The 12,580-nt window shown below is 45.0% G+C and carries 9 protein-coding genes; all 9 read left to right on the forward strand.

Features of this window, described 5'->3' with window-relative positions; genetic code table 11:
- Positions 1-8: 8 nt before the first annotated feature.
- Entirely contained in the window at positions 9-3,026 is a 3,018-nt protein-coding gene (locus H5203_RS11820) for a type I restriction endonuclease subunit R (RefSeq protein WP_182819767.1), read from the forward strand.
- A gap of 18 nt (positions 3,027-3,044) precedes the next feature.
- On the forward strand, positions 3,045-4,130 hold the full coding sequence (locus H5203_RS11825; protein ID WP_129980164.1) for an ATP-binding protein: 1,086 nt from the start codon (positions 3,045-3,047) through the stop codon (positions 4,128-4,130).
- A gap of 22 nt (positions 4,131-4,152) precedes the next feature.
- On the forward strand, positions 4,153-4,704 hold the full coding sequence (locus tag H5203_RS11830; protein WP_015066549.1) for a helix-turn-helix domain-containing protein: 552 nt from the start codon (positions 4,153-4,155) through the stop codon (positions 4,702-4,704).
- Between the two features lie 304 nt (positions 4,705-5,008).
- Complete coding sequence (locus tag H5203_RS11835) at positions 5,009-5,377, forward strand: metal-dependent hydrolase (RefSeq protein WP_129980165.1); 369 nt, start codon at positions 5,009-5,011, stop codon at positions 5,375-5,377.
- 9 nt (positions 5,378-5,386) lie between these two features.
- Complete coding sequence (locus H5203_RS11840; protein WP_182819769.1) at positions 5,387-6,541, forward strand: SAVED domain-containing protein; 1,155 nt, start codon at positions 5,387-5,389, stop codon at positions 6,539-6,541.
- Positions 6,534-7,724: a nucleotidyltransferase gene (locus H5203_RS11845; protein ID WP_182819770.1), complete on the forward strand. Its 1,191-nt coding sequence runs from the start codon at positions 6,534-6,536 to the stop codon at positions 7,722-7,724. The genes H5203_RS11840 and H5203_RS11845 overlap by 8 nt, the downstream gene beginning before the upstream one ends.
- Positions 7,725-8,438: a hypothetical protein gene (locus H5203_RS11850; RefSeq protein ID WP_182819771.1), complete on the forward strand. Its 714-nt coding sequence runs from the start codon at positions 7,725-7,727 to the stop codon at positions 8,436-8,438.
- Between the two features lie 116 nt (positions 8,439-8,554).
- Positions 8,555-10,705, forward strand: a complete 2,151-nt coding sequence (gene mobH / locus H5203_RS11855) for a MobH family relaxase (protein ID WP_182819773.1) — start codon at positions 8,555-8,557, stop codon at positions 10,703-10,705.
- Positions 10,706-10,752: 47 nt separating this feature from the next.
- Entirely contained in the window at positions 10,753-12,573 is a 1,821-nt protein-coding gene (traD, locus tag H5203_RS11860) for a conjugative transfer system coupling protein TraD (protein ID WP_113603069.1), read from the forward strand.
- Positions 12,574-12,580 lie beyond the last annotated feature (7 nt).

Here is a 12,580-nt window from a genome sequence, read left to right on the forward strand (position 1 = left end):
TTACAATTATGGTCAGTCAAACCAATGAACAAGCATTAGAGTCGGCCATTGAGAAATGTCTGGCTGGGATCAGTACTGAAGAGCTCAAAGAGGGGCTGAGTCAGCAGTCACTGGGTGCTGGATACTTCATTGGTGCTGCTAGTGACTTTAATATGCAATATGCCATTGATGAACGTTTTTTCTGGCAATTTCTGCAAAAGACACAAGAAGTAGAGTTGGCCAAACTGCAAAAGAACAACCCCTCAGATTGGCAGCGTAAGTTACTCGAACGATTTGACCGACTGATTAAGAAGCATGGCATTCTTCATTTACTTAAGAAAGGGCTAAGCGTAGACGATGCTCACTTCAATTTGCTCTATCCAGCCCCTTTGGCAAGCAGCAGTGAAAAGGTAAAGCAAAACTTTGCAGACAATGTGTTTAGTTGTACTCGCCAAGTGCGCTATTCCATGGCAAATCCCCTACAAGAAATCGACATGGTATTGTTTATCAACGGAATACCATTGATAACGCTGGAGTTAAAGAACGCATGGACGGGGCAAACAGCACGTTATCACGGCCAAAAGCAGTATCGAGATGATCGAGATGCAACGCAAGCCTTGCTGACCTTTGGCCGCTGCCTAGTGCATATGGCGGTCGATACCGACGAAGTGTATATGACCACCAAGTTATCAGGTGGCAGTACCTTCTTCTTGCCGTTCAATAAAGGACACAATCTTGGACAGGGTAATCCACCGAACCCAACTGGCCATAAAACGGCATACCTATGGCAAGAAGTATTCACCAAAGAAAGCTTGGCGAATATTATTCAGCATTTTGTGCGTCTGGATGGGTCAAGCAAAGATCCATTACCAAAGCGAACCCTGTTCTTTCCTCGATACCACCAATTGGATGTGGTGAGAAAATTGGTGGACCATGCCGCCCAGCACGGTGTCGGTCAGACTTACTTAATTCAACACTCTGCCGGTTCAGGTAAGTCTAATTCGATTACCTGGGCTGCTTATCAGTTAATTGAAACCTATCCTGCATCGTCTGATGTGGCAGGCGGAAAAAGCTTGGAGCAGCCGTTGTTTGACTCTGTGATTGTGGTCACCGATAGACGCCTATTGGACAAGCAGCTGCGGGATAACATTAAAGAGTTTTCTGAAGTAAAGAACATTATTGCCCCGGCGAACAAGTCATCTGAGCTTAAGCAGGCGCTCGAAAATGGCAAAAAGATCATCATAACGACGATTCAGAAATTTCCGTTCATTATTGATGGTATCGCCGATCTTAGTGATAAGCGCTTTGCGGTGATCATCGATGAAGCACACAGCTCACAGTCTGGTTCGGCGCATGACAATATGAACCGAGCGATGGGCAAGTCTGAAGTCGAAGAGGCAGAGGATGCTCAGGATAAAATCCTTCAGGCGATGAAATCGCGCAAGATGCGCGGGAATGCATCGTACCTGGCATTTACAGCGACACCAAAAAACAGCACTTTGGAGAAATTTGGTCAACGCCAAGAAGATGGCTCTTTCAAGCCGTTTCACTTGTATTCGATGAAACAAGCCATTGAAGAAGGCTTCATCTTGGATGTGCTGGCAAATTATACGACGTACAAAAGTTATTATGAGATTGAGAAATCAATCGCTGATAACCCTGAGTTTGATACCAAAAAGGCGCAGAAAAAACTCAGAGCTTATGTAGAGCGAAGCCAGCAAACAATTGATACCAAGGCAGAGATTATGCTGGAGCATTTTGTTCCACATGTCGTGAATGCGAAAAAGCTCAAAGGTAAAGGTAAGGGAATGGTGGTCACTCAAAATATTGAGACTGCCATTCGATACTACAAAGCGATTAGGCGGATACTTGAGGAGCAAGGAAACCCGTTTAAAGTTGCCATTGCTTTCTCAGGAACCAAAGAAGTTGACGGTATTGAATATACCGAAGCAGATATTAATGGTTTTGCCGAGTCAGATACCAAAGATATGTTTGATACCGATGAGTATCGACTTTTAGTGGTTGCTAACAAATATCTGACTGGGTTTGACCAGCCTAAGCTTTGCGCCATGTATGTGGACAAGAAGCTCGCCAGTGTCTTGTGTGTACAGACATTGTCTCGTCTCAATCGAAGTGCGCCTAAATGGGGTAAAAAAACTGAAGACCTGTTTGTTTTAGATTTTTTCAACTCGGTTGAAGATATTCAGTCAGCATTCGATCCTTTCTACACAGCAACGTCATTGTCGCAGGCTACAGATATAAACGTGCTGCACGAGTTGAAAGATGAAATGGACGATGTCGGTGTGTACGAGTGGTATGAGGTTGAAGACTTTGTGACGCGTTATTTCAAGAATGAAGACGCTCAGACACTCAGCCCAATCATTGATGTTGCAGCAGCTCGGTTTGACCATGAGCTGGAGCTTGAAGCTGAAGCTAAAGTTGACTTTAAGATTAAAGCCAAACAGTTCGTTAAAATCTATGGGCAGATGGCTTCTATCATGCCTTATGAAATGGTCAGCTGGGAAAAACTGTTTTGGTTCCTGAAGTTTTTAATACCGAAATTGAAAGTGGAAGATCCCGATGCAGATGCTATTGATGAGCTTCTCGATTCTGTCGATCTGAGTTCATACGGTTTGCAACGTGTGAAGCTTAACCACAGCATTAAACTTAGTGACCAAGAAGCGGAGCTTGATCCTCAAAATCCGAACCCACGTGGGGCGCATGGCGGTGAAAAAGAAACTGACCCGCTGGATGAAATCATTCGCACATTTAATGAACGATGGTTCCAAGGCTGGAGTGCCACACCTGAAGAGCAAAAAGTTAAGTTTGTGAACATCGCTGAGAGTATCCGCAATCACCCAGATTTCGAATCTAAATACAAAAACAACCCAGATCCTCATAATAGAGATTTGGCTTTCGAAAAAATGCTCAAGGAAATTATGCTGCAACGTCGTAAAGACGAACTTGAGCTCTACAAGTTGTTCGCAGGAGATTCAGCATTTAAAGCCTCGTGGACGCAAAGTATGCAACGAATGGTAGGTATGTAGGTAGAAAGGAGTGATGGTTTGCTGAAGGCAGTCTCAGAGTTATTAGATGGGTCACCAGGCCTGAAAGGACGTCAAATTGCCAAGGAGCTGGGGCTGGATAAGTCTCAAGTGAACTCGTTTCTTCACAAAAACCAGGATACGTTTGTGAAAAACTCAAATCATGAATGGTGCTTGATACGGGCTCAGCATGTGGAAATTGATTTCGCTACAGGTTGGATTGATGATAAAGCCTTTGAGAGTGCTATCGGTAAGCTTGCGTATCAAAAAGATGCAAACAAGATAACATTTAGATTCGGCATCGATTGTAAGTTTTTGCTGATAGCATTGGCCCGTTTTCTTGCTCTCGCGAATCAGCTTACTGCGAATGGTAAGGATGTGGTGATGGATACTACAGCATGTCCTAATACACGCGGTTTTTTCAGCAGAAATGGCTTCTTTGATTATCTTAATCAAAGTGTCACTTGTCTTCCTGAAAGGCCCGTTTTGTCAGCTGCTAAAACTTATCGGGATAATAGCGATACCTTGGTCGAACTAGGAGAAATTGCACAGCCAACCCAAAACAAGGAGCTTGTAATTCGTTTGGGCGACAGGTTTGTAGAGCATTCTTCAGCTAGCTATTTCTTAGCGGCTAAGACTGTTTTTTCAGAGCTTGTAGGCAACGTTACTGATCACAGTGAATCCAAAATACCTGGACTAGCAGGTCTGCAAGTGTATCGACCGTATAATAAACCAAAGCATATTCAAACAGTCATATCCGACTCTGGTTTAGGTATTGCCGCTACCTTGAGAACAACGTTACAAAGTGAACATCCGAAGTTGTACGCACAGTTTTCAGCGGAAACTGTTGAGAATGACATTGCGCTCGTTCAAAAATCATTTACATCTGGTGAGGTTAGTCGCTTTGGTAAAGGCCGGGGGCTAGGCTTTAAGAGTAGTCGAGAGCACGCTAGCAAAGAGAAAGTTATCATTGTTATTAGGCAGCTAACTTTCTCATTGGCTTTGGAATATGCGAAGGGTCAACTCATCAATGTTTCTGAAGATCGAGGGTTGGTCCCTATCACAGGAACCCACATCTGTTTTGACTTCTATGTTGACAATTTCTGATAAATAGTGTCAACTTAAGCAGATGAAACAGTTAACTCATAAAATTCTTCTTTCAGAAGTCGTAGGTTCTGACCATGCCTTTGGTAACGATGAAGGTAGTGAAGCCTATGTGAAGATTAAAAAGATCGTTGATGGTCACCCATCATGCGATATTTTTGCTATCAGCTTGGAAGGCATTCGATTCACTGATGCTTCATTTCCTCGTGAAAGTGTAATCTCGTTGGCTAAAGCATTGAAAGGAGAAAAAGGTTTTTACCTTTCTAATGTACCGAGTCGTGACCTTCTGGATAATTGGTCTTATGGCGCTACAGCCAAGGATCAACCTCTTCTAGTAAAGAGCGATAGCGGTTACGAAGTACTTGGTATAAAACTCAGTGCGACTGTCAAAGAGCTTCTAGATTTTGTTATTGCAAAAAAGACAGTTACTTCGTCACATGTATCTAAGCACTTTGACATTTCAGCACAGAATGCCAGTGGTCGATTGAAGAAGCTTCATGCTACAGGTCTTGTGTTAGGTCAAAAAGAAGTGGCAGAGTCAGGTGGACTGGAATTTGTCTACCGATCAATTTTGTAGTTTTTTTTGATTTTCTGGTTAATCTGCTTGCGTTAATCAGAATTGAAGTTTATTATTTGATCAGATCCTTTGGATCTTTTTTATTAATATCTGATAAATGTGATTAAGTTAAGCAGAATAGGAGGCTTTATGGCTACAAATCCCCCATCAGGTGACGGACACAGAAACGGTGCCGTTAAAGGTAGATCTCAGACTCAGACGCCAAGCGGACATTGGGTAAAGCGAGATGCTGATACTGGTCGATTCATGGATGTAAAGACATCCGACAAAACACCTTTTAAAGGTGTCAGGAAGGAGAAATAGTTTGGCTAATGGTAAAACCCATTTGGCCGTCGGGGCTGCGGTTGGTTTAACCGTTGCCTTGGCGGACAACAAAAAACAAGCTGTCAGTCACCATCCTGTAACTGCCATTACGGTTGGCTCTCTATTTGGCAAGCTTCCAGATATTTTGGAACCCTCTTTGGGTAACCCTCACCATCGCCAGTTTTGCCACAGTCTATTGGTGTTAACTGCACTAGGTGTTGGTCTCAAACATTTGTATGAGTGGCAACCGGAAGAGGCAATTGATAAGTGTCTTCGCGGGCTGGGGCTAATAGCCGGATGTGCTTATGTAAGCCATTTGCTCTGTGATGCGACAACACCGCGCTCACTTCCGTTAATTGGCAAACTATAGGAGTTTTGAATGGTCGTTGAAGTCACGAGGCACATTAAACGCCCTGTTGAGCGAGAACTTTGGGCTCGTGCCGCTGCGCGTTGTCAGTTTAGCGGGTGTAATAAGTTGCTATACAAATCAGCGGTGACCCAGGAATCGGTCAATGTCTCTCAAAATGCTCATATTTACGCATTTTCTGAGAATGGGCCTCGTGGTTGGGGACTCTTTAAAACTAAGCCAACCAGCTTGAATGACGTCAGCAACCTCATGTTGATGTGCTATGACTGTCACAAAAAAATTGATCAGAAAGGCAGCGAGGATAGGTATCCAGCCGATCTCTTGATTAGTTGGAAAATGCAGCATGAGCAACGTATAGAAATACTCACAGGCATTGATCCTGATCGCAAATCAAATGTTGTTTTATATGGTGCCAATATTGGAACTGAAAGATCACCGATTAATTATCACGGTTGTGTTGAGGCAATGTTTCCGAATTGGTATCCGGCAACTGAAAAGCCAGTGACCCTATCCATGGTATCAGAGCTGAAGGATCACTCTGAACAATATTGGCAAGCAGAGTCGCAACACCTAACGAAGCGTTTTCAAAGTAAAATTTCATCGATTATCGAAGAGGATTCTTGTAAGCATTTTTCATTGTTCGCGTTAGCTCCTCAACCATTGTTAATAATACTTGGCGCTTTGCTCACCGACAAAATTGACGTCGAGACTTATCAGCTGCATCGAGAGCCTAAAGGCTGGTTTTGGCAAGACTGTTCAGATGATTTTGAGTACATCATCAACAGACCTCAAAATATGGAGGGAAAGCCAGCCCTGGTACTTTCTTTGAGTGACCATGTGTCGCATGAGCGAATTACTCGGGTTATAGGGCCAGATACATCGATTTGGGAAGTGACTATAAAGCAGCCTCATAATGATTTCATGCAGTCAAAGCAGCAGCTCTCCTTGTTCAGAAAGTGCATAAGAAAGCTGATTGTTGAAATCAAAAATACACACGGGGATGCGACGCCACTGCAAATTTTTCCTGTGATGCCAGTATCGTGTGCCGTCGAATTAGGACGGGCCAGAATGCCTAAGGCTGATATGCCATGGCTTATTTATGACCACGACATAAAAACACAACAATTCGTAATGGCAGTCGAGCTTCGAGGAGATCTACATGAGTAATACTAAAAGTAACGACGTTCTAAACACAATTCTGGAAAAAATTGAGCTACCAGACAGTGCTTATGAAAAGGCTGAAAAACGCTATAAGGATCTAGGTGATTGGTTACATCGCCCAGAGTCAACATGCGTGAATTTTGATCCCCACGTGTTTTCTCAAGGTTCCTTTCGTCTAGGTACGGCGATTAGGCCCGATTCAGAAGAACAGTATGACCTAGACATGGGGTGCAATCTTCGGCGTGGCCTGGATAAAACGTCTATCACTCAAAAGCAACTAAAGCACCTAGTGGGTCATGAATTAGAGCTTTATCGAAACGCCAGAGGAATTAAGGAAAAGCTAGCCGAGAAGAAACGCTGTTGGCGCTTAGAGTATGCCGATGGGCTTAGCTTTCACATGGACATAGTTCCGTGTGTGCCAGAGAGTGATATAGGAAGAGGCCTTTTGAAAAAGCTGATGGTCGAAAACTCTAAGTTTGATGAAAACTTGGCTCAAAACGTGTCTCAGCTTGCAGTTTCGATTACCGACAACACAGATTTCACTTATGCAGTTGTGAATGAAAACTGGCGTATCAGCAATCCTGAAGGATATGCTCGATGGTTTGAAACGCGCATGAAGACGGCACGGTTAGTAATAAACGAACGTGAAATGCGATTTAAAGCCAGTATAGATAGTCTGCCATATTATCAATGGAAGACACCCTTACAGCAGGTTATCCAATTATTGAAGCGTCATCGTGACACTATGTTTAAAAACAATGAGGATAGTAAGCCAATATCGGTAATCATCACTACATTGGCTGCTAAATCATATAAAGGTGAAAGTGATTTGGCTTCAGCGTTGAATACGGTACTCTCGGAGATGGATGACCATATTTCTGCACAAGCGCCAATGATTCCGAACCCAGTCAATCCGGCCGAAGATTTTGCGGACAAGTGGTATGACGAAAAATCTGCTCAATACCGATTACAAGAAAACTTTTATAAATGGCTGTATCAAGCTAGAGCTGATTTTAGTGCTCTTTGCTCAAGTGATGATACGCAACGAATAGTAAATGCGGCGCAAAATGGTTTGGATCTGAAGCTTGATTCAAGTTCGGTAGCACGTCTATTGGGTATTCCTGCGGTGACAGCAAAACCAACTTTCGCAATTCAATCATCTGATCCAAAGCCATGGTTTAAGCAATAGATGAAGCACTGGAAGGCTGTAGGCCTAGAGGCTTTTCTATCGGCCTATCCGAACATTAGATTGGTAGATGTCCATGCAGATAAGATTGAGTTGCAGGGAGAGTATCAGTTAAAAGCACAGCTAGCTGGAAGTCGGTTTATAGAGCGAACATTTTCTCTAAGGATTGTATGCCCAAGTGATTATCCTAGGGCTTTACCAGTGGTGTTTGATATCGCTGGTTACTTTCCTCGTAATCAGGACTTCCATACTTACTCTGATGGATCATTTTGTCTTGGCTCAGACCTGAAAATTAAGTCAATTTTGAAAGCCGACTCGTCATTGACAACCTTTTTCGAAAAGATTGTTGTCAGGTTTCTTTATTCGGTGTCCCATAGGGTTGAATTTGGTAACTTTCCCTATGGCGAACTGGACCATGGTGAGAAAGGCCTGATTGATGATTATTCTCAGTTGTTCAATGTTAATGGTAAAGCATCAGTTCTACGGGCACTGAAAGCGTTAGGTTTGCGCAAGCGTGAGGCAAATAAATTACCTTGTCCATGTGGTTGTGGTGATCGTCTTGGCTCGTGTGACTATCGGTTTGTCTTGAACGAGTTTCGCCAAGTTGAGCGCCGCCGATGGTTTCGCGATCACCTACAAGAAGCTTTTACACCGATTGAAAAACCCAAAAGGAGAGTTGGGGAAAAAACTAAAAGGCCAAGTAGAAATACGCCTTAGCTTAATCAGCTCCCTCAGCATTTTATGGCGTATGTGTTAATACATATCGGATTTTTGAGTCTAATCAACCGGCAACGCCAGATTGAACCTTCACACTATCGTGTCGGAGGTTCACTATGTTCAAAAACCTATTTTTTCAAGCCAAAGCACTACCAGAGCTGTCATCTCAACTGGATACAGACATTCCACGCTACCCGCCATTCCTGAAGGGGTTACCAGCTGCGTCACCTGAAGATTTGCAGTCCACACAAGACGAGCTAATTGCCAAACTTCGCCAGGTACTTGGCTTCAATCAGCGTGATTTTCAACGGTTGATTCAGCCCTGCATTGATCATCTGGCTGCTTATGTCCACTTGCTGCCAGCTTCTGAGCATCATCATCACAGTGGCGCTGGTGGTTTATTACGTCATTCGTTGGAAGTTGCTTTCTGGGCGGCACAAGCTGCTGAAGGGATCATCTTTGTTGCCAGTGGCACACCTGTTGAAAAAAAAGAGCTGGAACCAAGGTGGCGTGTTGCGGCGGCTCTTGGTGGTTTGTTCCATGATATTGGTAAGCCCGTTTCAGACCTGTCCATCACAGACGAAGATGGACGATATCAATGGAACCCTTTTTTAGAAACCTTATCCCAGTGGACCACTAATAATAGCATTGAACGCTATTTCATTCGCTGGCGCGACGGACGGTGCAAGCGACACGAGCAGTTTTCAATTCTGGTGTTAAACCGGGTGATGACACCTGAGTTGCTCGCCTGGTTAACTCAACCTGGCCCTGAGATTTTGCAAGCCATGCTGGAAGCAATTGGCAATACCGATCCCGAGCATGTCCTTTCTAAATTGGTCATTGAAGCCGACCAAACCAGTGTCCAGCGAGACCTTAAAGCTCAACGAATTTCCGTTGACGACAATGCCCTTGGTGTCCCAGTCGAACGCTATCTACTTGATGCCATGAGGCGACTACTTGCCAGTTCGCAATGGCTGGTCAATCAGCGAGACGCCAGAGTCTGGGTACGAAAATCAAATCAATCAACCCATCTTTACCTGGTTTGGAAAAGTGCCGCTAAGGAAATCATTGAGCTGTTGGCCAAAGACAAAATACCTGGCATTCCAAGAGATCCCGATACCCTTGCGGACATCCTCATTGAGCGAGGATTGGCCACGAAATCCGGCTCAAATGAGCGATATGAAAGCCTTGCCCCTGAAGTACTGATCAAAGACGACAAGCCAATCTGGCTACCCATGCTGCATATATCTGAGGCCGATTTATTGTTCAGCTCGAATGTACCAAGTAGCGTGGCACTGTTTAGCAAATCTGAATGGGAAGCAAGAAAGCAAACACAAGCAGAGCCTCAGAGTCGCTCCAGTGAGCATCCAGACCTGCCTGAAGAGTCATTATCAATTGAACACAGAAATTCGTCTGAGTCGCCATCGACAAACTCGTCCGAACAAGAGGATGAATTTTGTCATGCCTGTGATGTTAATCACCTTCAGGAAAATGAAAACGTTCCGGGTGATGGATGTGAAAAGCCTCACCATTCATACGATGCTGCTATCGCAGATAACGTAAATCAGCAAAACGAAGCAGCATTGAATCTACCTGAATCTTTAGCGTGGCTCCCAGAGGCCAGCAGTGCGTTGGTTATGGTTGGTGAACAGATACTGATCCGCTATCCCGATGCCGTAAGGCCTTGGTGTGCTCCTCGAAAACTGCTTGCTGAACTCAGTCAATTAGATTGGCTTGAATTAGATCCTGTAAACCCAACACGTAAGGCCAGAACTGTGACCTCGAATAATGGAGTTCAGGAGCAAGGGTTACTGCTGAAGGTATCGATTTCTAAAAGGCTAATTGCACTGATAGACCTTTCCAATCAAGACGCAGAATCAGTGTCAGTAATTCAGAACGATGAGACTTCACTGCGTCCGAGTCGAATTAATACAAGCAATGCTCAAGCAAAAGAGCCCGCCACAACAGCGGAGCGTAGGCAAAAGCCGATTGCGGCCAATACGAACTCATGTACAGACCCTAAACACGCGCAGCGCCAACAGATGGTTAATTTTGTGAAAGATTTGCCCATCTTACTGACCGATGGCGATTACCCGGACGTGGATCATAGTGCCGATGGTATTCGCGTCACGATTCAAACCTTACGCCAAGTCGCCAATGAGCATGGCATTCCAGCCGGACAACTGCTTCGGGGGATCTCGGCCAGTGACCAATGCCAGTTTGATGAGGGGGAAACGGTTCTGTTTACCGCTCACGCTAAACGTTAATCCATTTGAAATTAAGCGGATTGCAAACGGTTATTTGCGGAGCATGAATGAAAGAAAACGCATATGAGATGCCTTGGCGCACGAATTATGAAGCCATGGCAGCAGCAGGTTGGCTGGTTGGGGCCACTGGGGCGATTGCCGCAGAAATGCTGACTGAGCTACCACCTGAGCCATTTTGGTGGATGACAGGGATTTCCTCGGGCATGGCGTTGTACCGCCTGCCTGAGGCTTATCGTCTTTATAAATTGCAGAAGGGACTAAAAGGAAAACCATTGGCTTTTATGGCGCTGTCGCATTTGCAAAAGGTGATGGCAAAACATCCTGATGAATTGTGGTTAGGTTATGGCTTTGAGTGGGACCAACGCCATGCCCAACGCGCTTATGAAATTCTAAAAAGGGATAAGCAAACCTTACTTAACCAGGGCCACGGCAAGCAAATGGGCTCGACTTGGATTCATGGTGTCGAGCCCAAAGAAGAAGATGTGTACCAACCAGTTGGACACACTGAGGGGCATACCTTAATTGTCGGTACGACCGGTGCCGGAAAAACCCGTTGCTTTGATGCGATGATCACTCAGGCCATTTTGCGCAATGAAGCCGTGATTATTATTGACCCCAAGGGAGACAAGGAACTTAAGGATAATGCGCAGCGAGCCTGTATTGCCGCCGGTAGTCCTGAGCGCTTTGTGTATTTTCATCCGGGTTTTCCAGAGCATTCAGTACGTCTTAATCCCCTGAGAAACTTTAACCGAGGCACTGAAATTGCCAGCCGAATTGCGGCATTAATACCATCTGAAACCGGTGCTGATCCATTTAAAGCTTTTGGCCAAATGGCACTGAATAACATCGTGCAAGGTTTGTTGCTTACTTCACAGCGTCCTGATCTGAAAACACTGAGGCGATTCTTGGAAGGCGGCCCAGAAGGCTTGGTAGTAAAAGCCGTCACAGCCTGGGGTGAGCAGGTTTATCCGAACTTTAGTGTGGAGATCAAGCGCTTTACCGAAAAGGCCAATACCTTGGCTAAACAAGCCATGGCGATGCTGCTTTTCTACTACGAACGCATTCAGCCCGTTGCCGCAAATACCGATTTGGAAGGACTTTTGAGTATGTTTGAGCATGACAGAACCCACTATTCCAAGATGGTGGCCTCACTGATGCCGGTGCTCAATATGCTCACATCAAGTGAATTAGGGCCACTGTTATCACCGATTGCAAACGATGTGGATGACAGCCGGTTAATTACGGATTCTGGCCGTATTATCAACAATGCCCAAGTGGCGTATATCGGCTTGGATTCATTAACTGACGCCATGGTTGGCAGCGCCATTGGTTCGTTGCTTTTGTCCGATCTCACTGCTGTGGCCGGTGATCGCTATAACTATGGTGTTGAAAATCGTCCCGTAAATATCTTCATCGATGAGGCGGCTGAAGTCGTCAACGATCCTTTCATTCAACTGCTCAACAAAGGCCGTGGCGCAAAAATGCGTTGTGTAATCGCTACTCAGACCTTTGCTGACTTTGCAGCTCGAACAGGCAGTGAAGCTAAAGCTCGCCAGGTGTTAGGTAACATCAACAACCTGATAGCACTTCGGGTGATGGACGCCGAAACGCAGCAGTACATTACCGACAATCTGCCTAAGACTCGGTTGCAGTACATCATGCAAACTCAAGGTATGTCGTCCAACTCGGACAGCCCCGCGTTGTTTACCGGCAATCATGGCGAACGCTTGATGGAGGAAGAAGGCGATATGTTTCCACCGCAGTTATTAGGCCAGCTACCTAACCTGGAGTACATCGCCAAGCTTTCAGGTGGCCGTGTGATTAAAGGTCGCATTCCTATTTTAACCAGCTCTACACAGGCAGCATAAGGAGTCT

Source organism: Pseudoalteromonas sp. SG41-1 (assembly GCF_014164575.1).
Classification (GTDB): Bacteria; Pseudomonadota; Gammaproteobacteria; order Enterobacterales; family Alteromonadaceae; genus Pseudoalteromonas; species Pseudoalteromonas rhizosphaerae.

Bases quoted from the DNA above. Each gene is read 5' to 3' on its own strand.
- H5203_RS11830 (WP_015066549.1), top strand. From the start codon at position 4,153: ATGAAACAGTTAACTCATAAAATTCTTCTTTCAGAAGTCGTAGGTTCT.
- H5203_RS11840 (WP_182819769.1), top strand. From the start codon at position 5,387: ATGGTCGTTGAAGTCACGAGGCACATTAAACGCCCTGTTGAGCGAGAA.
- mobH (WP_182819773.1), top strand. From the start codon at position 8,555: ATGTTCAAAAACCTATTTTTTCAAGCCAAAGCACTACCAGAGCTGTCA.
- H5203_RS11845 (WP_182819770.1), top strand. From the start codon at position 6,534: ATGAGTAATACTAAAAGTAACGACGTTCTAAACACAATTCTGGAAAAA.
- traD (WP_113603069.1), top strand. From the start codon at position 10,753: ATGAAAGAAAACGCATATGAGATGCCTTGGCGCACGAATTATGAAGCC.
- H5203_RS11850 (WP_182819771.1), top strand. From the start codon at position 7,725: ATGAAGCACTGGAAGGCTGTAGGCCTAGAGGCTTTTCTATCGGCCTAT.
- H5203_RS11820 (WP_182819767.1), top strand. From the start codon at position 9: ATGGTCAGTCAAACCAATGAACAAGCATTAGAGTCGGCCATTGAGAAA.